The sequence below is a fragment of the Oceanobacillus sp. HCA-5259 genome (genome assembly GCF_037892815.1).
Taxonomy (GTDB): Bacteria; Bacillota; Bacilli; order Bacillales; family Amphibacillaceae; genus Oceanobacillus; species Oceanobacillus indicireducens.
Map to the genome: position 1 here is coordinate 243,874 of NZ_JBBKBV010000001.1, position 23,701 is coordinate 267,574.

Consider the following 23,701-nt stretch of genomic DNA (forward strand, 5'->3'; position numbering starts at 1 on the left):
TTCAATTTATGAAATAATAGAATGTATACAATTTGAACCAATTGGAGGTCATAAAATGGCAAGTATCGAATTGCAAGAAAAATATGCTGAACTCGCTTTAAAAACTGGCGTCAACTTACAGAAGGGGCAGGCACTCATGATCAATGCTCCACTCGAGGGTGCAGATTTTACAAAGATTGTGGCAAGGAGGGCATACGAAATCGGGGCGAAAGATGTCCATATCAACTGGGTGGATGATGAGTTAACGCTCTTGAAATACCAGTATGCACCGGACGAGGTCATTGCTTCATTCCCGGAATGGCGCGTTAAATTGCATGATGAATTTGCAGAAGATGGGGCAGCCATCCTTCATATCCGTTCGACAAACCCGGATTTATTAAAAGATATTGATCCATCTCGTGTAGCCGCAGCAAATAAAGCAGCAGCTGAAGCAATGGTTAATTTCCGCAAATATACGATGAATGACAAGATTCCTTGGTCAATTATATCCATTCCATCTAAAGACTGGGCCCAAAAGATTTTCCCTGATAAATCTCCAGAGGATGCGGTAGAAAGTTTATGGGAAGCCATCTTGAAAATCGTCCGTGTTGACCAAGCCGATCCGCTTGCCGCATGGGATAAGCATAATGCAACATTGAAAAAGGCTCGTGAAGTTCTAAATAACAAGAATTATAAAAAGTTAATCTTAAAAGCACCAGGTACAGAGCTCGATCTCGAATTACCAGAAGGGCATATTTGGAAGGGTGGTTCGGCGGTTGCGGAAACCGGTGTTACGTTCAATCCGAACATCCCGACAGAAGAAGTCTTCTCCTTGCCGCATAAATATGGTGTAAACGGTACGGTTTCAAGCACGAAACCATTGAACTACGGCGGAAGCTTAATCGACAACTTCCAGCTGACTTTCAAAGATGGTAAAGTAGTCGATTTCAAAGCGGAAGAGGGAGAAGAGGTACTCAAGCACTTACTCAATTCCGATGAAGGAGCTCGTCGTCTCGGTGAAATTGCGCTCGTCCCAGATGAATCCCCGGTATCTCAATCTGGACTCATTTTCTATAACACGCTTTTTGACGAAAACGCCTCTTGCCACATTGCGTTGGGTAAAGCTTATCCGACCAACTTAAAAGGCGGCTCTGAAATGAGTGATGAGGAATTGGACAAACACGGTGTTAATGATAGCCTCATCCACGTCGACTTCATGATCGGTTCCGACAAGCTTGATATCGACGGCGTCAAACAAGACGGCACAACCGAACCTGTCTTCCGTAAAGGTACATGGGCACTGAATGTAAAAGGGGAATAAAAAAGTGGGACATTGGGGTCAGAGCCCTTGTCCCACTACATCATGCCATTTTTCACTAACACAGCTTTAATTTTCAAATACGTATAGCTTTCAGGTAAGGCTTCTTTCAGCGGTTTTAACCGTTCTTCCTCAATTCCTTCTTTTGCCTTCAGTACTTCCGCTTCTTCTTCCTCATTAAAAAAGATATTCCAAGCAAGGGTAAATCCATCTTTATATGCTTTAAATAAATGATTCTCAATCGTTTGATCCTTAAATCCGCGAATTGCAGCTATTTCTTTAATTGTTTTGCCGGATTGGAAAAGATTGTAGCTAACGAGATGACTTGGCCCTTCGTCATCTGTATCCTTTTTCCGGACAACCGGTGCGTCGGCAGAAATAAGCACTTTTTCTTCCACATCTGGATTACGTGCACGCCAGTCTTGTAGGAGGGCAAGGAAGCTTTCCCCGTATTGTTCAAACTTAACCTCACCAATTCCCTTGATTTGCAGCATCTCTTCTTTCGTTTGCGGGAAATATCGGCTTAGTTCTTTTAAGGTAGCGTCGGAAAAGAGAATATACGGCGGCAGATTCTTCTCATCCGCTATATCCTTCCGAAGTGCTCGCAGTTCGGTGAACAATCCAACATGGAAATCAGAATCTCCTGTTGTCGGAATTGGCGCAGTATACATTTCTACCGGTCGTTCACCCTTCAAGACGTCGACAGAATTCTGATTCAAGCGGATCGTTGGATAACGTCCTTCTTCAATTGCCAGCAGATTTTCCGCAATTAAAAAGTGAATCATTTCAGTAATTTCCTTTTCGGTATACCGAGAAAGCAGCCCGTATGTTGTAAGGCGTGTTAGATCAAATTGAATAATCTTTTTATCCCTTGACCCTTTCAGCACCTTGGCTGTCATACTGACACCGAACCGTTCATTCATTCGCTTGACACACGAAAGAATCATTTGCGCCTCTTCCGTAATATCAGTTTTCTCCTGAAGTTCCGTGCAATTGCTGCAACGTTCGCAGCTTGCATATGGAGTGGCATCATCAAAATATTCCAAGATGAAGTTCGCGAGACATCCGTGGGTATGACAGTAATTAATCATTGCTTGGAGCTTGCGATATTCATTTTGTTTCGCATCTTCTTCCATCATGGATTGTTCAATTAAAAACTTCTGAACTTGCACATCCTGTGGTGAAAATAAAAGAATACAGTCACTCGCTTCTCCATCACGGCCGGCTCTTCCTGCTTCCTGGTAATAGGATTCAATATTCATCGGCATCGCATAGTGAATTACAAAACGAACGTTTGATTTATCGATTCCCATACCAAATGCGTTCGTCGCAATTATAACCGTCACTTCATCATGGAGGAAAGCGGATTGAGCCTCCTGCCGCTCGAGTTCCGTAAGCCCGGCATGATATTTCGCCACAGAAAAACCACGCTGACTTAGCTGCGTTTGCAGATTGTCCGCCTGTTTTCGAGTTGCCGTGTAAATAATTCCCGGCTCATTTTTATGTTCGGTAAGGAAGCTGCGAATATACGTCTGCTTATCTTTCCCTTTAACGACATGAAAGGAGAGGTTTTCCCTAGCAAAGCCGGTGTTTACGGTCTGTTCGTTTTGAATGCTTAGTAGGGACTGAATATCTTCAACAACTTCCTCTGTCGCCGTTGCAGTAAGCGCGACAAAGACAGGAATATTGCCAAACTCTTTTAGGCGCGGGACAATCGAGCGGTAACTCGGTCTGAAATCATGCCCCCATTGGGAAATACAATGCGCCTCATCAAAAGCGACGAGCGAAATATGAATCTCTTGCATCAGTTCGGTGAAACGATAGGACTCAAAACGTTCTGGAGCGACATAGACAAACTTATATCTGCCTGCCGCAATTTCCCGCATCCGCATATCCTGTTCAGCGGCAGACAGGGAGCTATTGATATAGGTTGCGGCAATTCCAAGGGATACAAGTCCATCCACCTGATCTTTCATCAGTGAAATTAAAGGGGAGATGATGATTGCAGTACCTTCCATGGATAATCCGGGGATTTGATAGATTAGGGATTTACCTCCACCTGTAGGCATGACAGCAAGCGTATTTTTTCGTTCGAGTATATGGGAGATTGCTTCTTCTTGCCCAGGGCGGAATGCTTCATAACCGAAGTAGGTTTGCAGTATGTTTTTTTCTTTGACGAGCATGTCCAACACTCCTTTCTATGAAAATAATCGTATCATATTTTTACATAAAAAGAAGAGTAAAATTGCAAGTTTACTCTTCTTTCTCGAGTTCTTCTAGTTGTTTGCGTACTTCGGCAATTTCTCCTTCGAGGCGTACGAGTTGGCCTTCTGCTGAGGATACTCTGCCTTTTACATATTCCAATTTATCCATATCACCTTGAATCCGGACGTAATCCGACTTCAGTTCATCCAATTTACCCAAAAGCTGCTCTTTATTCATCTTCTAAAAAGTCCCCTTTCCCAAAGCCTTTGTATCTATTGTAATGTGATTTCGGATAGATTCCTAGGGAAAAAGCTAAACCATAATTAGAGGGTTAGCCCCGCTCCGGGAATATACTGCGCTTTCCGCGGGCGACTGATGAGCCTCCCCGCAGGCAAGCCCGCTGTGGGGTCTCATCGATGCCTCTCAGCCTGTTGGAGTCTCCCTATATTCCCGGAGCTAATGAAGTGGATTGTTCGATTTTCATTCTAATTTAGTCTGGACTGCGAACTGCAGGAGAAAGTACAAGCGCAGAGTATTTCCCGGAATTAGACACACTGATCAAAACAACGCGTCTTCTCTATTTTTCTTAGAATCCACATATGTTTCGTAAAAATGAATAATGATCGTTCGGATGACGGCATAGAAGGGGACGGCGAATAGGATGCCGAGAAAGCCGGCGATACTTCCTGCTGCAAGGATGACTGTAATAATTGTAAGTGGATGGAGATGCAACACTTGCCCCATTACATTTGGTGAAATCAGTGTACTTTCAATCTGCTGGGCAACAATCATAATGATCGATACCCAAACAATGTTCCATGGATCTTGAAACGTCCCAACAATAATCGCCGGCGTTACAGCGAGAAAGGGTCCAAGATAAGGAATCACATTCGTTAACATTCCGAACAAAGCAAGTGCTAGTGCATAGTCCAAACCGATAATCGAATACCCGATCAAGAGAAGCACTCCGACAAAAAAGCTTACAATCAACTGTCCCTGGATGAATGCCGTTAAGACTTGATTGATTTTTAGCAACAAACTTCGGATATTATAAGCCTTCTTCGGCTTGAAAAATTTCATAATAAACGGCAATAATTTTTCCCCATCCTTTAACATAAAGAAAAGGAAAAATGGAATCAGCACAATCCCTGCTACAATACTGATAACTTGACCGATCAATCCACCAACGAAGGAAAATAAATGATTGATAATATCGTCAATGCGAGAAGGAATCTTGTCGGCGAAATCATCAACTGCCTGCAGTATTTGATCTGGTATGATCGTATAATTCGTTTCCCAGTAACTGATGAAGTCTTCAGCAACTTTAACCATCGCCGGGATTCCTTTTATTAGATTCGCCGTCTGATCACGGACAATTGGCCAAATATAAATGACAAAGAGAAAGGCGGCGAGCAAAATAATGACGAATACCATAAGAATCGCGACAATACGATGGATTCTAAAACGTTCAAAAAAGTGCATCAACGGCTTCGTCAGATAATAAAGAATCCCTGCTCCGATAATCGGAAATGCTACCGCGCCAACCAATTTAAACAAAGGCATAAATATAAAGTCATTAATTGAAACTAGCCAAATCAATAAGAAAATCAAAATCAGACCAACAATCACTTCAAAAAAACGTTTATTCCTCACCAAAACCATACCCCCGAACCCACTAATCTATTATTCTCATTGTCCCTGCTTTTGTGCTTTTAAATTTATACTATATAATAGTATTATTAACAAAAACTCATGATTTTATTCATGATTCATAGAATAAAAGAATCTGCTGTGTTAATATTTTGATATATATACATATTTAGGGGGAGCGAAATGGCGAAAAACTGGGAACAAACCTTTGAAAAATGGCTTGCTTTCGAGAACTTAGATAGTAACCTCCAAGCCGAATTAAAGGATTTGAAAAACGATCCTAAAGAAACGGAAGATGCTTTTTACCAAGAGTTGACGTTCGGAACAGGAGGTATCCGCGGCGTGCTCGGACCCGGCACGAACCGGATGAATATATATACTGTAAGAAAAGCAGTCAATGGTCTTGCAAATTACTTATTGGAGCATGTTGTGAATGCAAAACAACGTGGTGTTGCCATCGCTTACGATTCACGTTACATGTCCCAGGAATTTGCTGTTGAAGCGGCAAAAGTATTAGGGGCATATGGGATCCGCGCGTCTGTCTTTACATCGATCCGGCCAACCCCTGTCCTTTCCTATGCGGTTCGTTACTTGAACGCAGCAGCAGGTATTATGATTACGGCAAGTCATAACCCGCCACAATACAATGGGCTTAAAGTCTACAACGAACAAGGCGGCCAAATTTTACTGGAAGAAGCGGAGCAAATTACAGCAGCAATTCAAGCGACAGGGGATGAACTGCAAGTACCGGTCCGTGACAAGAAGGAATTAGAAGATGAATTGCTACTTTACTGGCTAGGTGAAGAAGTAGACCGCTCTTACCTGGAAAATCTTTTTGGAATGACGAAGATGGACGAGGAAGAACTTGAACGAGAAAAGGATCTGAAAATCATTTACACGCCGCTTCACGGAACAGGGACAGACTTGGTTGCGCGCGGATTTAAACAACTGAATTTCCCAAATGTCACGATTGTGGAGGAACAAGCAGTCGCAGATCCAGAATTCTCGACCGTTGAATCACCGAACCCGGAAGAACATCAGGCATTTAAGCTGGCGATACAGTACGGGGAAAAGGAGAATGCCGATATCTTACTTGCGACAGACCCGGATGCCGACCGGCTTGGAGCGGCTGTTAAAAATAAGGCAGGTGAATATGTCGTCCTTACTGGAAACCAGCTCGGTTCTTTATTGCTCGATTATATTTTATCCCATAGCAATCTGAACGTTTACCGGAATGCCCGGATGATTAAAACAGTCGTCACGACAGAACTAGGCCGAGCGATTGCTGACTCCTATGGAGTAGAGACGATTGAAACACTCACTGGCTTTAAATATATCGCAGAGAAAATTGCAGGTTTTGATTCAACTGGTGAAACATTCATGTTTGGTTACGAGGAAAGTTACGGTTACCTTGCAAGTGGATTTACCCGTGATAAAGATGCTGTTCAAGCAGCGATGTTAACTGCGGAAATGGCTCATTACTGGAAAAGCCAAGGGAAGTCTGTTTTAGATGCCCTTCATTCTCTATATGAGAAACACGGCTATTACCTCGAAGGGCTCAATTCCTTAACACTCGAAGGAAAAGAAGGCTCGGAACAAATAGCTAAAATTATGGAAGAGATCCGTCAACGGCCAATGGAAGAAGTTGCTGGAATCTGTGTGGAAAAAGTCGAGAATTACCTTACGAGTGAACGTACGGAGATAGCAACCGGCACGACTGAAACGATTAACTTGCCGCAAGAAAACATGATGAAATTCATTCTTGAAGAAGACGCCTGGGTTTGTTTCCGCCCGTCAGGAACCGAACCCAAATTGAAATACTACTACGGTGTCCGGGACAAGAGCGAAGAAGCAAGCACGAAAAAGTTAGAAACGATACAAATTGCACTAGATGAAATTCTTGCAGAAATCATCAAAAAATAGCAGAAAACTTTCCTATTTACGTATACTTATTTTGATTTGGGGAACAGTAGAATAGAAAAAGTTTTCATAAATCGCATATGTTTTCCCTGTATGGGGTAAAGATTGACATTTTAACTAGAATAGTGTTTAATATTCCTAATGATTCCTAAAGGGGAGTAGCTGTACAATTTAAGTCGTCATTACGAGATACCTATCTCCGGCTTGATTGGCAACAATTGTTGTTAGCGAGACCTTTACCCATCGCAGGTAAAGGTCTTTTTCTGTGGCCTTTATCTATAAAGGCCATTTTTTTGTGCCTAAAACCACGCTGAGGGAAGCAGGAGAAGGAGTGTGTACCAATGGGTGCAGATTTGATTTTAGAATATTTATGGGTATTGATCGTTTTAATCGGTCTGGAAGGGCTGCTTGCTGCAGACAATGCGCTCGTATTAGCGATTATGGTAAGGCATTTACCGGAAAAACAACGAAAAAGAGCTCTGTTTTATGGACTGGCAGGTGCCTTTGTCCTTCGTTTCGGTTCTTTATTAGTCATTTCTTACCTCGTAGAATTTTGGTGGATACAAGCGCTAGGCGCGATATACTTACTTGGAATTGCAGCTAAAAACTTATACGACCGTTTCAAACCGAAAAGTCCAGAGGAAGCGAGCATTCCAAGGGATAGAGAACCCCTCAAGGAAGCAACACCGAAAGAATTTTGGTTTACAGTATTTAAAGTTGAATTCGCCGATCTTGCTTTTGCTATCGACTCCATATTGGCAGCTGTTGCACTTGCAGTAGCCCTGCCGCCTACTGGACTCGGTCATATTGGAAGTCTTGACGCTGGACAGTTTGCAGTTATTTTTGCCGGCGGGATGATCGGACTAATCATTATGCGTTTTGCAGCGAATATTTTCGTTGGTTTACTTGCTAAACGACCAGGTCTCGAGGTAGCGGCATTTCTCATTGTCGGTTGGGTCGGGGTGAAGCTTGCTGTTCTTGTCCTAGCCCATAAAGATATTGCGCTTATTCCACAAGGATTCCCGCATACAACGGGCTGGAAGCTAACGTTTTACATCGTGCTCGTCCTAATCGCAGTCATCGGTTGGTTCTCATCGAAAAAGACGACAACGGATACAGAAGACATTCAATAAATGCTAGATAGATGAGCTATGAAGAAAAACGACCGAGGTGGATTTTTCCTTGGTTTTTTTCTTTTAAGCAACTATAAAAGGGTAAGTTTGATTAAGTACGCTCACGTATGGGACAACATCGAACTATCTACCGTCCTGTAAGGCACAGTTTGTACGTTGCTGCGACTACTGGACGTGCTAGTACAAACGCTCTTCGGTGGGACGAGTAATCACAGTCCCAGGCGCCCGCGTAACGAATCGCGTACCTAGCCTGTAAGGGCACTTGCGCCTTTGTTTTTTTGCTTCCTGTTAAGTAAATAGCAAAAATTATGCTACAATCGGGCTAAGAGGTGATTACATGGCGGAACATAATTTTTATTTGAAGGCGGAATGGCCGGGTGGAAGAAATAGTAGCGGTCGGATTGATGCTGGGAATTTAAAAACAGAGATTTCAATCCCTAAAGAAATGGATGGTCCGGGTATTGGTACGAATCCGGATGAAATGCTGCTTGGAGCAGCTGCGACCTGTTATGTCATCACACTAGCGGCGATGATCGAACGGGCGAATTTGCCACTGGAGGAAATGTCCCACGATGCTGAAGCAATTGTCGACGTGACAAATGGTGTGTTTACGTATAAAAAAATAATCCATAAGCCGACCGTAGTCTTAAAAGCTTCCGCAACGGATGAAGAACATGCGAAATTGAAAAAGTTAGTCAAAAAAGCAGAAACGAGCTGTATGATTTCCCGTGCAATTAAAGGAAATGTTGAAATCGAACTTAAGGCTAATCTAAGATGAAGAAATGATTCCACCTCGGATTGTGGAATCATTTCTTTTATTTACAGAAAGCTTTAATCTCTTAAAGAAAAGCTAATAAACATGTAAATTTTCCTGATAAACTCATTTCTTGCACATCGGATTAATTCATAGTATAGTCTATATCAGACTAATTCTATGGGAATAATAATTTAGGAGGGAAATGATGGATATCGTCTTTATAGTTATAAATATTATTGTCTTATTAGCAATTATTGGCTTGCTGTATACAATGCAGAAAAAACATGTATCCTTTGCGAAGCGTGTCTTTACTGCAATGGGTCTGGGGATTGTTCTTGGTGCCGTCCTGCAGATTATTTACGGAGCGGAGTCGGATGTGTTAACCGGGACGCTTGACTGGTACGATATTGTAGGAAGCGGATATGTCCGTCTCCTGATGCTTATTGTCGTACCACTCGTAATGGTTTCCATTATTCGGGCAATCATCAACTTGGAGAAAACGAAACAACTTGGGAAAATGGCTGGCTGGGTTATCGGTATCTTAATTGGTACGACGATGATTGCAGCTGTTGTCGGAATTAGCTCTGCACTTATTTTTGATCTTTCTGCCGACCAGATTGAATCGGGTCAAGCGGAGAGTGACCGAGCGTTAGCACTTGAAGAGCGCTATTCGGATATGGAAGAGCAGACAACGCCTCAACGAATTTTAAACTTTATTCCAAACAATATTTTCCTTGATATGACTGGAGAGCGTCCGACATCTGTTATTGGTGTCGTTGTCTTTTCATTTATTACAGGTGTCGCCGTTTTAGGTGTCAGAAGGAAACAGCCGGAACAGGCAGAGCTCTTTGTTAAAGGTGTAAATGCGATTTATGCGGTTGTCATGCGGATCGTTACATTGATTCTTCGTCTAACACCATACGGAGTACTCGCGCTAATGACAAATATGGTTGCGACAACGAACTATGCGGGAGTGCTTGAACTCGGTAAATTCGTTCTTGCTTCTTATGTAGCGTTAATTGTCATGTTTATCATCCATTTGGTCCTAGTGTCAATCAGTGGTTTGAACCCATTCATTTACGTGAAAAAAGCTTTCCCTGCCCTTGCATTTGCATTTACATCCCGTTCAAGTGCCGGAGCGATTCCAATCAATATTCAAGCACAGAAGAACGGACTTGGAGTAGATGACGGAACAGCGAATATATCTGCCTCATTCGGTGCGACAATGGGACAAAACGGTTGTGCTGGTATTTATCCGGTTATGCTTGCCGTTATGATCGCTCCAACCGCAGGAATCAATCCATTGGCATTTGACTTTCTAATCCCGCTTGTTATCATCACAGCAATTAGTTCATTTGGTGTAGCGGGTGTAGGTGGTGGAGCTACATTTGCAGCAATTATCGTCCTTTCTTCCATGGGTCTTCCAGTCGGTCTGGCAGGTTTATTGATATCTGTTGAAGCATTAATCGACATGGGGCGTACTGCTTTGAACGTGAATGGAAGTATGGTTGCCGGCACACTTACATCCCGTATTCTCGGCACACATGATTCAGACAAATTTAATGATAAAGATTCCGTTGCTGATGAAGCAATCGTATAAGTTTACGCGAAAAAACCGTCTCTCCATAGGGATGGTTTTTTTTGATTTCAAAAATATTACATTTTGTCATCTAGTTTACATGAGGCTAACAAAACAATGAAAACGCCGCATCATTCCAGCTATTTGGGGCTGTAGCGGGTACAATGGTTTTAGTGACGAATAAAATAATCATGAACAAAAAGGATGAAGAACAATGGAAAGAAATGCGTATTTTGATAATGCTAGAACGATATTGATCTTCCTCGTTGTATTTGGTCATTTGATTCAACCGTTCGCAACGGATTCACTTGGTATGAACACATTATATACATGGGTCTATATTTTCCATATGCCTGCCTTTATTTTAATCTCCGGTTTCTTTGCAAGGGGGGCAGGGGATAGCAAATATATTTGGAAACTCGTAAATAAATTACTTCTGCCATACCTTATTTTCCAGATGTTGTACACTGGCTATTATTACCTTATTGGTAAAGCGGACTGGCAGGCGAGCTTATTTTACCCGCAATGGTCGCTCTGGTTCCTAATAAGCCTATTTTGCTGGCACATATTACTCGAACAATTTAAGAAGCTAAAACCAATGCTAGGCATTAGCATCGCTTTACTGATTGGGATTGTGGTCGGTTACTTTGGCGAGATTGGCCATACATTAAGTTTGTCGCGGACATTTGTCTTTTTCCCATTTTTCCTAATTGGCTACTGGCTCACGGAAGAGCAATTCATGCTTGTGAAAAAGAGAACTGTCAAAATAGCGGGAATTGTCATTATGGCGGTGTTCGCCTTCTTAATCTATTATTTACCGGAAATTAATACCGGTTGGTTGCTCGCTTCGAAATCGTATGGTGATTTAGGGGTGGAGAACTATGGAGGAATTGTTCGTCTGCTCGTCTATGCGGGGTCGGCATTGATGGTTATAAGCGTCCTTGCCTGGATTCCGCAACAACGGATAAAAGGGGTTACCCATCTTGGAGCCCGGACAATCTACGTCTATTTATTACACGGATTCTTTATCCAATACTTCCGTGAAGCGGGATTATTTTCTGTCGACAGTCCACTCGACCTCATTGGCCTTGCCGCCATCTCAGCAGGAATCGTCTATCTCTTAGCATGGAAACCAGTACTCGGCATCTTCCAACCACTAATTGAAGGCCGCACCACCCTCCTAAGAGAAAAACTAAATTAAGATCTGGGACAGTGGGTCAGAGACACTGTCCCAATTCGAGATCTGGGACAGCGGGGTCAGAGGCACTGTCCCGATACGGGATTCCTATAATCTTTACAAAAAATGAAGAAAGCAGTGAACCGGGTGATGGTCCACTGCTTTCTTCATTTTTTAATCCCGGAAGTGAAGGGATGAGAGTCTCCCGTTCACTTAGCTCACTGGGACAACTGCTCTGACCCCATGTCCCGCTCAAAAGGAGGGACAACTGCTCTGACTCTCTGTCCCGATTTCTAAAACAAGAGGTGTGCGATTAGTGTGATGATTGGGAGTGTGATGATCGTCCGTAATAAGAAGATGACGACTAGGTCGATGAAGGAAACTGGAATTTTGGAACCTAGTAATAATCCTCCGACTTCGGATAGGTAGATCAACTGGGTCACGGATAAAGCGGCAATGATGAAACGTGTCATTTCTGACTCAATACCGGAACCGATAATTGCCGGTAAGAACATATCCGCAAAACCGATTAGAATCGTTTCGGATGCTTCCACAGCATTTGGTACTTGCATAAGTTCTAAGAGCGGGATAAACGGTGTTCCGATCCAACTGAAGAATGGTGTATATTCGGCGATGATAAGTGCAATCAGACCGAATGCCATCACAACAGGAGCAACCCCCATCCACATATCTAAAATGTTTTGGAAGCCCTCTTTAAAGAATTTAGACGCATTCGTTTCTTTCTTTGCACGTTCCAGCGCATTTTTCAGACCGTAACTCAACACGTTATATCCTTCAGGAATGGTTTCATCAAGAACATCGTTACTTCCGTCGATATAGCTATCCTTTTTTCGTGAAAGCGGTGGAATTCGCGGCATGATCAGTGCAGCAACAACGCCGGCAATCACAATTGTGATGTAATAAGGAACAAACATATGCTCCAGTCCGACTTCGGATAATACAACTAAAGAAAATGTAATCGACACGATGGAAAACGTTGTCCCGATTACCGTCGCTTCCCGCTTCGTATAAAATCCGTCTTCATATTGCTTGCTTGTTAGTAGTACTCCGATTGTCCCATCTCCAACCCATGAAGCGAGTGCGTCAATCGAAGACCGTCCCGGAAGTTTAAATACAGGACGCATAATTTTCGTCATCAATGAACCGAAGAACTCAAGTAAGCCAAAGTTCGTCAATAATGGCAAAAATAATCCGGCAAACAAGAAAACCGCGAATAACGTATGCAATAAACCATTAAGTAATGTTCCACCGGTGTCCGGGCTATAAAATGCCTCATGTCCCAGTTTGAAATAGACCATGATCGCAAACACGGCAGCAATCGTCCGGGTAATCGTCCAGAATAATGAAGTAGTAAATAATTGCTTGAAGAAAGGTGTTCGTGCATAAACTTTACCTTGCGATACAAAGCCGATTATTGTACAGATTGCAGTAATCAAGATGATCAGCAACATAATTAGTGATAGATAAGGTGCAAGTGCATCCTCGATAAATCCCGCAAGTAATGCAATTGGAATCGTCGTCCCGTCACTAGTTGAAATCGGGGTAATAAATAAAAGAATCCCGATCAGGGAAGGGATAATGAATAATAAATAGTTCTTCCATGTGTATCCTTTTAACATTTTTTCATCCTCCAAATTAACGTACTGCATAATTATACATCCGGCTGATAAAACATGCAATAGCTGAATAAAATTTCAGTGAATTCTAACTTCTGCCCCGATGTAACCGTTCGTAAAACTCCTACCACAAAAACTTTAGGTCATGTCAAGGAAGTTTTGGAGGGAGATAACGGACGCTAAAACCCTGATTCATTCAACTAACAATCAGTGGGAAATGAAGCAAGACCTCCATTGATTAAAGTTTCAGTTTAGGTTTGTGTAAATCGGATAATTAAGATAAGGTGAAAGTAGGGAAGATAGGAACAGAGGTGGTTCATTTGCGGAAGCTGCTCAAATATAATTTCCTTTATCGCTATTTAGTAATTATCACCCTTACGATTTCATTTATAACGAGAATATATCTATTCCTGCTCCTTCATTCCGTATGGGATGAGCAGACGAATAAGAAATGGAACAAACTGCTTGAAGAGCTCGGGAAGAAGTACCGGGAGAAAGCAGAAAACCTCGGCGGCGTACTCATTAAAGTGGGACAATTTTTAAGTACAAGAACCGACTTTCTTCCCGATGTTTTCATCCAAGAGTTAACCGGCCTTGTCGACCATGTGCCGTCAATGCCTTTTGAATATGCGGAAAAGATTCTCCGGGAAGACTGGGGAGAGAACATATATGAACATGTGAAGTATATTAAGAAACAATCAGTCGCCTCGGCATCGATTGGTGAAGTCTATTACGGTATTTTAAAAAATGACCAAGAAGTTGCAATCAAAGTAAGGCGCCACCGGATTGAAGAAGTATTCCATAAAGATTTTGTCGCACTGCGGATGGTGTTCTGGATTCTTAAAGTGTTTACAAACTTTGGGAAGAAAGCTGATTTAACAGCACTGTATCATGAACTGGTCACCGTCATGGAACGTGAACTTGACTACGGGCAGGAGCTTGAATTCGGAAAGTATTTTAAAAGACGCTATGGTGATATGGAGAATATTCATATTCCATACTTTTATGAAGAACAATGTACGAAACGTATCCTTTTGATGGAATGGATCCACGGGGAAAAAATTACGGATACTGCATTCTTCGCGGAACATCACCTGAACCGGGAACAGATATCCAAGAATCTTTTCGATTTTTACATCGATCAATTCCTGAATCCTGGTAAATTTCATGCGGATCCCCATGCGGGAAACATCCTGCTGCGTGAGGACGGTACCGTTGCGATCATTGATTTCGGAATGATTGGAGAGATTAAGAAACAGGATACTGAAAATTTTAAACTGCTCATCCAAGGATTTATTATCGATAATTATGAAATTGTCATTGATGCATTGGATAAAATGAATTTCCTCCTCCCGAACGCGAATAAGAAGAAAATTAAAGAAGTGTTGATTGATGCCGTTGAAATGTATTCCGATGTTTCATTAAAAAATTTAGATAGACAGGCGATAAATCAAGTATTCGACGAGATAAGCGAGATTGTAAAAGAACAGCCAATCCAGCTTCCTGCCGATTATGCTTATCTGCTCCGAGCGATATCGATCGTCGTTGGGATATTATATACCATTAATCCGGAGATTGATATCGTGAAATGGGGGAAAGATGAGATTAAGGACTGGTTCGGCACGAAGAGTATCGTCGAATCTGTTACCAAGCAGTATGTGAGGCGTGCGACTGATCCGTTGTTGTCTTACCCGCGGGCTCTACTTAATTTCTTAGAAAGCGGAGAACGGGACCGGGTCTGGGATAAAGAAAAGAATCAGATAAAAATGAAGCATCAATACTATTTACTGTTAGAGGTTTTTTCCTTTATTATGGTAGTAGTAGGAACATTAATCAGCGTGTACAGCTATGCGATCGATGAAGCTGCTATTCGCTATACAGGTTGGACCATTGCCGTAATTTTTTTTGTTTTATTGAATATCCTATTACTATTCCATCGTAGAATGATACGCAAGCAAAATAAAAAGGGGGTGTAATTGATGACAGATTACTTAAAGAAAGGCTTCTTACTAGGACTTGGTGCTGCAATTGCAAGTAAAGAAAAGCTGGAAAGTAAGCTAGACGAACTCGTTTCTAAAAATGAGATCTCCCAAGAGCAAGCGAAACAAATGATGAATGACTTCATTGAAAAAGGAGAACAAAAAACGGAAGAATGGTCACAGAAACAAGACGACCAGAAACGCAGAGCTGCTGAGGACTTAGGTCTTGCTACAAAAGAGGACATTGCCGCCTTGCACGCACGAATCACAGAACTGGAGTCAAAACTGGAGAGTCAAGAATAAACTTAACGAGAACTGGTTGAATCATCAGCCGGTTCTTTTTTTTCTGTAAAGTTCTTGAAAAAGGCTATAATGTACTTTATAATTGACCCAAACAATCGACCTTTCAAAGGGGGAAGTAAAGCTTTGGAAGAATACAATCAGTTTTGCTTAAACACGGAAATAGTCCTAGGGAGAGCGCTAGAGCAAAGAGAACTGGAATTTTTGTCATGGCTTTACAATCGGTATCTAGAGGAGCAGCAATTAGGGGCAGCAAGCAGACCTCATAAATCCGAGCAGGAGTCTTAGCGGTAAGCTGAGGCTTTTTTGTGTGTCGGAAATTAAAAATTAAAGATGCTAGGGATGACTGGAATTGCTAGCGATAGCCACGTCCGCTCAGCTCCTTTGTTTATCTCTCAAGTTCATCCAGCGCACAACTCGTGCTATAATGGAAGGAACTGCAGAACACTTAAAGGAGTGACAGGATGAGCATGGAGAATCGAACAGTCTTAACTAAAATGATGAAGGAACTTAACACTGCGATAGCTAAGGAACAGGATGGTCAAGATTTCCTTCAGCATATAAATAATATTAAATTGCTCTCTGAACTATTTCTTGAAGAAGCAGGCGAGCCGGTTCGGGAGGTCCAAGCATCCCAATCACAAAATACGTTTTCCGAACAAGAAATTAAGGCAATGCTTGGGGAGAAGAAGAGTACTGTAATAGAGAATCAGAACGCACCTGCTACGATTGATCATGATGGAGCAAATGGTGATTCAATTTTTGACTTTTAAAGGAGATAAGAAAAAATGAAAGCATTGTTACTAGTTGGTGTCATTAACGGATTTCTGGCCGTTGCTTTAGGAGCCTTTGGTGCGCACGGCCTTGAAGGTAGACTTACGGAAAAGCAATTGGAGACATGGGAAAAAGCCGTTAATTATCAAATGTTCCATACGTCAGCGATTCTAGCAACGGGAATCTTAATGTTGAAAGTCCAGGCGGCAAGTATTACGTGGGCAGGCTGGATGTTTGTTCTTGGAATCGTACTGTTTTCTGGAAGCTTGTACTTATATTCCACGACAGGCGTTCGGACACTTGCGATGATTACTCCATTTGGCGGGGTTTCCTTCCTTGTTGGTTGGGTCCTGCTTGGAACAGCGGTTCTGAAACATTTATAAAAAGAAGAGTGAGCTTGCGAGCAGGAGGATGACAACCGCGCGAATGAGTTGCTTCTTCCCTTGAAGCATGCGGGACGAAGTGTACTGATGGCTGTATGCGTCACAAATTAAGCTAATGCTAAGCAGATAAAAGGAAAAAATGACAAGGAAGATAGAACTTTGGAAAAGGGCGATGAAACCAAGCACAACGGACAGGCCTAACGTTAGGAGCTCAATCTGTATAACTTTTTCATATGTCTGTTTCACGGGTTTCACCCCTTTATTGAAAGATGAGGATGGCAAATTAACTTGCCATCCTATTTTATTGCATAGCGTACGATGAAATAAAAATGCTGTGGCTAACCTAGGAGGTATCCAGGGCTAGCCACGTCCGAATCTGCGCCTTTATTGTTTTTATCGTGGTGGGAAGTTGGCTAATTGTTGACCCGTTGCGGCGAAGGGGTAGTCGTAGTTGATTTCTTCGTTAAAGGTGACATAATCCAAGTAGACCATGAGTAAAAGCACGCGACGGCCGGTTCCTTCTTCGCTTAAGATAATATGATCTCTCCCCGCAGCTTCGATGATCCCCGTAAAAGTACGGCTATTATTCCCTTCAAATGTCATATGGACGGTTGCCATTTTCCCGCGATTTAAACGTAAAATATTTTCAATATACGATTGCTGGAGCGGAAGCATGCCATGGCTTCCTGCTTGTTGCTGCGGGGGTGTCATTTGCCGAACAGCAGGATACATCGGGTAGAATCCGTAAGTCTGCTGTTGTTGCTGCGGATAATACACCTGGTTAGGATAATTATAAAAGCTTTGTTCCTCTTGATTCTGATTTATTTCTTTTTCCTCACTCATTTTGAAAAACCTCCTCATATAAAACAAGATTAATGATAAACATTCGGACAGTCAGGATGAATATTCACTAATTATATGTATGTGAGTTGGGCAAAATGATGACAAAAAAAGCCCGGAACTTATATTTCAAGTTCCGGACCCTTGATACAAACTCTTATAAACTAAAGTATTCTGCGAAATCATCATTTGGCAAGTATGCACCGATGATGAAGTCACCAAATTCGCCGTATTTTGTCGTCACTTCATCAAAACGCATTTCATAAACAATCTTTTTGAACTGCAATGGGTCGTGCGCAAACAATGTCACACACCATTCCCACTCATCAAGCCCAATAGATCCGCTAATAATTTCCTTTACTTTTCCAGCATACTTACGACCTGTCATTCCATGCTCATAAAGCAGGCGAGTACGTTCTGCTTTTGAAATTTCAAACCAGTTTGCATTTTGCTCGCGACGACGATTCATCGGATAGAAACAAGCATACTCCCATTTCGGTAAAATTGGTTTCAATCTTGCTTCAACTTGAGGAGATAGCTCCCGGTCTTTCCCTTCCTCCATTGGATTATGCATCGTCATTTCGACGATGGACACATACGAATGACTCGGGATAAGGAAATCACCTAATTTTGATCTATTAATATCACGCTTAATCTCTTCTAACTCATCCATTGTCGGACGCAGGAAAATAAATAGTAAATCTGCTTTGTTTCCAATAACTTTATAAACGGATTGACTGCCTGCTTTATCTGCTTCAACAGCATCCCATTTCTTCATTAATTCTTGAAATTCTTGAATTGCCGCATTGCGTTCTTCTTCTGATGTTAATTTCCATGTCGACCAATCAAAAGTACGTGTATCATGTAACTTACACCAACCATCCATGGTTACTACTGCTTCAGCCATTATGATCTCTCCCTTATAGAGGTTGTTCAAAAAGTCCGGTAAAAATGACACTTCGAACTTCTTCGTTGGCTTGCTTTTTCGCTCCTCATGTACCTACTGACGTACATTCCGGTGCTCAAAGCTTCGCCGCCTCGAATTTCGACGCATAGGACGTGCTAGTGTCGGCGTTGCAACAGGACGTTGCGCTCTTAGCCGACCTCGGTCCTTTTTATCCTCCTATTTGAACATTACCTTAAATTAATGAATTCTGGTTTTACTATAACATATTTACGAATGTTGATTCACCTCGGAACGTGTCTGTCATTACTTTGTCGAATATCTGCACTCCCTCAATGGTTATTTCTTTAAATCTCAAGTCGAATCGCGTAAAATAAAATTAAAGTCAATTTTAGTGGAGGCAATAATATGAGCGATATATTCGAACAACTAAAACCGAAAGTATCAGCTGCAAATAAAAAAATTGTATTCCCAGAAAGCTTAGATGAGCGTATTCTTGAAGCAGCATCGAAGCTAGCGGGGGAGGGCATTCTTACCCCTGTACTAATTGGAGAAGAAGCTGCAATTAAAGACAAGGCAGCATCCTTATCCTTTGATATTAGCGGATGTAAGATTGTTGACCCAACGAATTATTCGGAATTCGCCGCGATGGTGGATGCCTTTGTCGAGCGCCGTAAAGGAAAAGCCACCCCGGAAAGCGCAAGAGAAATCTTACAGACCGAGAATTATTTCGGGACGATGCTTGTGTATCAGGGAGAAGCAGATGGTCTTGTAAGTGGAGCGGTTCATTCCACATCAGACACCGTGCGTCCTGCATTACAAATCATCAAAACAAAACCTGGAGTGAAGAAAACTTCCGGTGTATTCATTATGGTCCGAAATGAGGAAAAATATGTATTTGCCGACTGTGCTATCAATATTGCACCTGACGCAAACGATCTTGCAGAAATTGCCGCAGAAAGTGCAACCACAGCAGATCTCTTCGGAATTGATCCACGTGTAGCAATGCTAAGCTTCTCTACAAAAGGATCGGCAAAATCAGAAGAAACAGAGCGTGTAGCAGAGGCGCTTCAAATAGCGAAAGAAAATAATCCAGAGCTCGTCATTGATGGTGAATTCCAATTCGACGCAGCCTTCGTACCAAGCGTTGCCGCGAAAAAAGCTCCAGATTCAGAAATCAAAGGGGACGCGAATGTTTTTGTATTCCCAAGCCTTGAAGCTGGAAACATCGGCTACAAAATCGCAGAACGTCTCGGTAACTTTGAAGCGGTAGGACCGATTCTACAAGGATTGAACAAACCAGTAAACGACCTATCCCGAGGCTGTAGCACAGAAGACGTCTACAAACTAGCAATCATCACCGCCGCCCAAGCATAATTGGGACATGGGGTCAGAGGTGTTGTCCCACTTGAAGTGGGGAACACCTCTGACCCAGCTTGCTTATCAGCTCGAGCAGACGGAACAAGGGATTGGTAGAATATTGATTTCGTATTTTATAAAAATAATGCAAGCAGTGGACCATATGTTGGTTCACTGCTTTTTAATTCTGCGCACATGAAGGAGATACGAATTTGGAAGCTTAGGCGTCCTTTAGTCGCTCGAAAGGCTGTGACAATCTTCTTGTTCATTTGATTACAATCTCTCTAATCGGTCGAACAAGTGTGATCCTCTCTTGTTCATTTGATTACAAGCTCTTTAATCGCTCGAACAGCTGTGACCCTCTCTCGTTCGTTTGATTACAAGCTCTCTAATCGCTCGAACAGCTGCACCTTCCTTTTCTCGCTCCCTATCCTTTTATTTAATTCTTTCATTTCGTTTTACCATTTGTTCGTACCTTTTTATGAAGGTTTCCTTTTCCAGTTCTGAAAACTCGGTAGTAATGATTTCACCGCTCAATTCCTTTAAAGCATCAAGGGTTCGCTGCTTCACATCCTCGACCGTCAGCGGATAATTCAATAGTTCAGAAAGGGACCCCATCACTTCTGGCTTCACCTCAGGATAAACGAATGTTGTTTCTTCATCTTTCTTGCTCAACTTGTAAAACTTCTGAATATGACGTGCGCGCTTCTTACTATCACCACTCACATCCAAATAGATTTGAATTGCCGCAGCATCCTTAATCCGACGCTGAGAGATGCCGGCGAATTTTACCCCGTTAATACTTAAATCATAATCCCCGGGACAATAAGAGCCGACGATTTCGTACGCTGCAATATTTGCCGTCAAATCGCGGAACATATGCTGGACGAACTGGAACATCGCGTCATATGCATCGTGAATGGAGACATGCTTTACATCGGGTATGACAAGGGATAAATTCAGCACATGTTCATCAAGTGCCACCGCAAGCCCACCGGAATTCCGTATCATCACATGATATCCTAAGCTTTGCAAATAAGAAACACCTTCATCAATAAAAGGAAGCCTGCCATCCGGGATTCCGAGTACAATCGTTTTCGGATGCGCCCAAAGCCGAATTGCAGGAGGGGACTTTTTCTCACTTACCGCTGTCGCAATCGAGTCATCGATCGCAAAGGAAGTGATTGCCGAATTCGGTTTCCCCTCGAATTCCTTAAGTTTGGTATGATCTATATAGCGAAATGTTTCATAATTTATTATTTCATCCCAATTTTTCATCGTTATCTCCTTATCCTTTTTTCCTGTACGAATCTATTATATAATATAATGAACAATGACCGAAAAGAAACGGGTGGAAAATTTGGCATATAAAGATGAACAATTATCAGAGGAGAAGGTTTTTAAAGATCCGGTTCACCGGTATGTGCATGTTCGGGACCGTGTCATCTGGGATTTGATCGCTACCCCAGAGTTCCAGCGGTTGCGACGGATCAAACAGCTTGGCACAACGAATCTGACCTTCCATGGTGCAGAACATAGCCGTTTCAACCATTCCCTCGGGGTCTATGAAATCGTCCGGCGGATCCTTAATAATTTTAAAGGCCGCGAGCATTGGAATAACGAAGAACGCTTGCTATGCCTCTCTGCAGCACTGCTTCACGATTTAGGCCACGGTCCGTTCTCCCATTCCTTCGAGAAGGTTTTCAAACTGGATCACGAGTACTTCACACAAGCGATTATCGTCGGGGATACGAAAGTAAATGAGGTCTTACAGAAGGTGGGCCCTGACTTTCCGAACCGTGTTGCCGATGTAATTGGGAAAACATATGAAGACCAACTTGTTGTTAGCTTGATCTCCAGTCAAATTGATGCGGACCGGATGGATTATCTCCAGCGGGATGCCTATTATACGGGAGTGAGCTACGGTCATTTTGATATGGAACGGATTTTGCGTGTCATGCGTCCGATTGAAGATCAGGTCGTTATTAAATCGACCGGGATGCATGCGGTGGAAGACTATATTATGAGCCGTTATCAGATGTACTGGCAAGTATATTTCCATCCGGTTACCCGCAGTGCCGAGGTAATTTTATCGAAAATCTTCGGGCGGGCAAAAGCGCTCTACCAAGATCCGGATTATGAATTCAAACTGGAACCGACTCATTTTATTTCCTTTTTCGAGGAAAATGTAACGCTAGCAGATTATGTGAAACTCGATGAAACCATCGTCCAGTACTATTTTCACCTCTGGCAAGAGGAAGATGATGCTATTCTAAGTGATCTCTGTGAGCGGTTTATGAATCGCCGGTTGCTTAAATATGTGGAATTCAATCCGAATTTGCAAATGAATGACTACATGGAACTCATGAGGCTGTTCAAGCAAGCGGGCATTGATCCGGAATACTATTTAGTCGTTGATTCTTCCTCTGATTTGCCGTATGATTTTTACCGGCCTGGGGAAGAGGAAGAACGGTTGCCAATCCACTTACAGATGCCAAATGGGAATCTGAAGGAATTATCCCGGCATTCCGATATTGTCGAATCCATTTCAGGGAAAAAACGGACCGATCATAAATTATATTTCCCCGAGGATTTGCTGAAGGCCCTGACAGACAAGCGGGTTAGGAATGCGATTTTGGAAATTCTTTATGGGCAGGGAGAGAGTAGCAATGTTGATTAACCATGCAAAATTAATTCACTTTTTCCAGTTGACAGGTGGAGTCACTGGGAGGAAAAAGTTACAGAAGATGATTTATATTTTACAAAAATCTGCGGTCCCGTTCGAAGAGAAATACCAATTTCATTTCTACGGACCTTATTCCGAAGAACTGACTTTACGGGTAGAGGAGCTTTGTAATCTTGGATTTATAGAAGAGACGCGGGAAGATAAAGCAAATTATTTCCAGTATCATTATGATGTCACAAAGGCGGGAGAGGATTTTCTTAAGCAATTCACCCTCGATATGCCAGACATTACGGATAAAACGGAACTGCTCCAGTTGCGAAGTTCCAGATTTCTCGAACTCGTATCCACGATTCTTTTCTTTGAACATCTGGATAAGCGCGAGCAGATTGAAAAACTGCACCAAATGAAACCAAAACAAAACTTCACCGAAGCAGAAATAAACGAAGCCTACCAATTCATCAAACAAATACGCAGCACGTGACTGGGACATGGGGTCAGAGCACTTGTCCCAGATTGGGACAGGTGCTCTGACCCCATGTCCCAACTTAAAATATCAGGAAGGGAGTTATTCAAATGAACGATGAACAGAAGAAAAAGAAAAATCGTTTTACGATCATTAAAGATGACTCAACCGACGGGCACGGTGGATATGGAGCTGGGGTGATCAGCCTCGAAAACATGTCATCCATTATCGTTGACCCGAATGAAAATAAAGCATATGTTGACATGGCCGCGATGCATGCGCGGAGTGATGTCGAGCGCCGGGTGAAATGGATACCGAATAAAGAAGAAGTGCCGAATGGGAAGCTGTACTGGATCGTGTGGGTGAACCTTGATCGCAATGATCAAGGAACATATTACGCCGGAGTTGCTGCGAGTGAGATTCGTGTCGACCGGGAAATCAAGCGCGCCTATAAATCAATGGGCGAACATGTGAAACATATGGAACAATCTTTAAAAGGGAAGATTGTCGTCGACCATATGGATGACCATTCGAAAAAGCTGTTGGGTGATTACTTAAGGGAATTCAACGAAGAAATGTGGAACAACTCCTCGGATGAATTGAAAAAAGCCCTCTCTCTATAAAAAGTGAACAAATTGTGACGGATGTTAAAAATGGA

At 42.4% G+C, this 23,701-nt stretch carries 22 protein-coding genes; 14 read left to right on the plus strand and 8 right to left on the minus strand.

Going from position 1 to position 23,701, the window contains the following annotated elements; all coding sequences use genetic code 11:
* Positions 1-55 precede the first annotated feature (55 nt).
* On the plus strand, positions 56-1,300 hold the full coding sequence (locus WKU33_RS01090) for an aminopeptidase (RefSeq protein ID WP_340452801.1): 1,245 nt from the start codon (positions 56-58) through the stop codon (positions 1,298-1,300).
* 35 nt (positions 1,301-1,335) lie between these two features.
* On the opposite strand, the gene recQ is transcribed toward WKU33_RS01090, so the two are convergent.
* From recQ to WKU33_RS01105, 3 genes are all read right to left on the minus strand, one after another.
* The gene (recQ, locus tag WKU33_RS01095; protein ID WP_340452803.1) at positions 1,336-3,480 is read right to left on the minus strand and encodes a DNA helicase RecQ; all 2,145 of its coding nucleotides are present in this window, start codon (positions 3,478-3,480) and stop codon (positions 1,336-1,338) included.
* 70 nt (positions 3,481-3,550) lie between these two features.
* Positions 3,551-3,739, minus strand: a complete 189-nt coding sequence (locus tag WKU33_RS01100) for an SE1832 family protein (RefSeq protein WP_340452804.1) — start codon at positions 3,737-3,739, stop codon at positions 3,551-3,553.
* Between the two features lie 321 nt (positions 3,740-4,060).
* The gene (locus WKU33_RS01105) at positions 4,061-5,164 is read right to left on the minus strand and encodes an AI-2E family transporter (RefSeq protein WP_445321668.1); all 1,104 of its coding nucleotides are present in this window, start codon (positions 5,162-5,164) and stop codon (positions 4,061-4,063) included.
* Between the two features lie 171 nt (positions 5,165-5,335).
* Here WKU33_RS01105 and WKU33_RS01110 point away from each other — a divergent pair, with 171 nt between their 5' ends.
* The 5 genes from WKU33_RS01110 (at position 5,336) to WKU33_RS01130 (ending at position 11,742) form a co-directional block, all read left to right on the plus strand.
* Entirely contained in the window at positions 5,336-7,075 is a 1,740-nt protein-coding gene (locus WKU33_RS01110) for a phospho-sugar mutase (RefSeq protein ID WP_340452808.1), read from the plus strand.
* A 338-nt stretch (positions 7,076-7,413) separates the two neighbouring features.
* Positions 7,414-8,205, plus strand: coding sequence for a TerC family protein (locus tag WKU33_RS01115; RefSeq protein WP_340452810.1), 792 nt, complete (start codon positions 7,414-7,416; stop codon positions 8,203-8,205).
* Positions 8,206-8,542: 337 nt separating this feature from the next.
* Entirely contained in the window at positions 8,543-8,983 is a 441-nt protein-coding gene (locus WKU33_RS01120; RefSeq protein WP_156854167.1) for an OsmC family protein, read from the plus strand.
* A 184-nt stretch (positions 8,984-9,167) separates the two neighbouring features.
* Entirely contained in the window at positions 9,168-10,562 is a 1,395-nt protein-coding gene (locus WKU33_RS01125; RefSeq protein WP_156854521.1) for an L-cystine transporter, read from the plus strand.
* A 193-nt stretch (positions 10,563-10,755) separates the two neighbouring features.
* Positions 10,756-11,742 (plus strand): acyltransferase family protein, encoded by a 987-nt coding sequence (locus WKU33_RS01130; RefSeq protein WP_340452813.1) that lies wholly within the window; start codon positions 10,756-10,758, stop codon positions 11,740-11,742.
* Positions 11,743-12,011: 269 nt separating this feature from the next.
* Here the strand turns inward: WKU33_RS01130 and WKU33_RS01135 are convergent, their stop codons facing one another.
* A complete protein-coding gene (locus WKU33_RS01135; RefSeq protein WP_156854171.1) occupies positions 12,012-13,358 on the minus strand; it encodes a YjiH family protein in 1,347 nt (448 codons plus the stop codon).
* A gap of 317 nt (positions 13,359-13,675) precedes the next feature.
* Here WKU33_RS01135 and WKU33_RS01140 point away from each other — a divergent pair, with 317 nt between their 5' ends.
* From WKU33_RS01140 to WKU33_RS01155, 4 genes are all read left to right on the plus strand, one after another.
* Positions 13,676-15,331, plus strand: coding sequence for an ABC1 kinase family protein (locus WKU33_RS01140; protein ID WP_336251723.1), 1,656 nt, complete (start codon positions 13,676-13,678; stop codon positions 15,329-15,331).
* 3 nt (positions 15,332-15,334) lie between these two features.
* Complete coding sequence (locus WKU33_RS01145) at positions 15,335-15,637, plus strand: phasin family protein (protein WP_156854175.1); 303 nt, start codon at positions 15,335-15,337, stop codon at positions 15,635-15,637.
* Between the two features lie 461 nt (positions 15,638-16,098).
* Positions 16,099-16,407, plus strand: coding sequence for a YwdI family protein (locus WKU33_RS01150; protein WP_336251721.1), 309 nt, complete (start codon positions 16,099-16,101; stop codon positions 16,405-16,407).
* Positions 16,408-16,422: 15 nt separating this feature from the next.
* Positions 16,423-16,791, plus strand: coding sequence for a DUF423 domain-containing protein (locus tag WKU33_RS01155; RefSeq protein WP_156854179.1), 369 nt, complete (start codon positions 16,423-16,425; stop codon positions 16,789-16,791).
* Here the strand turns inward: WKU33_RS01155 and WKU33_RS01160 are convergent.
* The 3 genes from WKU33_RS01160 to hemQ all read right to left on the minus strand — a co-directional run bounded on the left by WKU33_RS01160 (position 16,786) and on the right by hemQ (position 18,538).
* Entirely contained in the window at positions 16,786-17,037 is a 252-nt protein-coding gene (locus WKU33_RS01160) for a hypothetical protein (RefSeq protein WP_156854181.1), read from the minus strand. The genes WKU33_RS01155 and WKU33_RS01160 overlap by 6 nt on opposite strands.
* A 147-nt stretch (positions 17,038-17,184) precedes the next feature.
* Complete coding sequence (gene gerQ, locus WKU33_RS01165; RefSeq protein ID WP_156854183.1) at positions 17,185-17,634, minus strand: spore coat protein GerQ; 450 nt, start codon at positions 17,632-17,634, stop codon at positions 17,185-17,187.
* Between the two features lie 154 nt (positions 17,635-17,788).
* On the minus strand, positions 17,789-18,538 hold the full coding sequence (gene hemQ, locus WKU33_RS01170) for a hydrogen peroxide-dependent heme synthase (RefSeq protein ID WP_156854185.1): 750 nt from the start codon (positions 18,536-18,538) through the stop codon (positions 17,789-17,791).
* 405 nt (positions 18,539-18,943) lie between these two features.
* On the opposite strand from hemQ, the gene pta reads away from it, so the two are divergent.
* Positions 18,944-19,912, plus strand: a complete 969-nt coding sequence (gene pta / locus WKU33_RS01175; RefSeq protein ID WP_188855809.1) for a phosphate acetyltransferase — start codon at positions 18,944-18,946, stop codon at positions 19,910-19,912.
* A gap of 417 nt (positions 19,913-20,329) precedes the next feature.
* Here the strand turns inward: pta and WKU33_RS01180 are convergent, their stop codons facing one another.
* Positions 20,330-21,172: a lipoate--protein ligase family protein gene (locus WKU33_RS01180; protein WP_156854189.1), complete on the minus strand. Its 843-nt coding sequence runs from the start codon at positions 21,170-21,172 to the stop codon at positions 20,330-20,332.
* An 82-nt stretch (positions 21,173-21,254) separates the two neighbouring features.
* On the opposite strand from WKU33_RS01180, the gene WKU33_RS01185 reads away from it, so the two are divergent.
* From WKU33_RS01185 to WKU33_RS01195, 3 genes are all read left to right on the plus strand, one after another.
* Entirely contained in the window at positions 21,255-22,574 is a 1,320-nt protein-coding gene (locus tag WKU33_RS01185) for an HD domain-containing protein (protein WP_156854191.1), read from the plus strand.
* On the plus strand, positions 22,564-23,061 hold the full coding sequence (locus tag WKU33_RS01190) for a YwgA family protein (RefSeq protein ID WP_156854193.1): 498 nt from the start codon (positions 22,564-22,566) through the stop codon (positions 23,059-23,061). Before WKU33_RS01185 ends, WKU33_RS01190 begins: the two co-directional genes overlap by 11 nt.
* 92 nt (positions 23,062-23,153) lie before the next feature.
* Complete coding sequence (locus WKU33_RS01195; protein ID WP_156854195.1) at positions 23,154-23,666, plus strand: YwhD family protein; 513 nt, start codon at positions 23,154-23,156, stop codon at positions 23,664-23,666.
* The last annotated feature ends 35 nt before the right edge of the window (positions 23,667-23,701 follow it).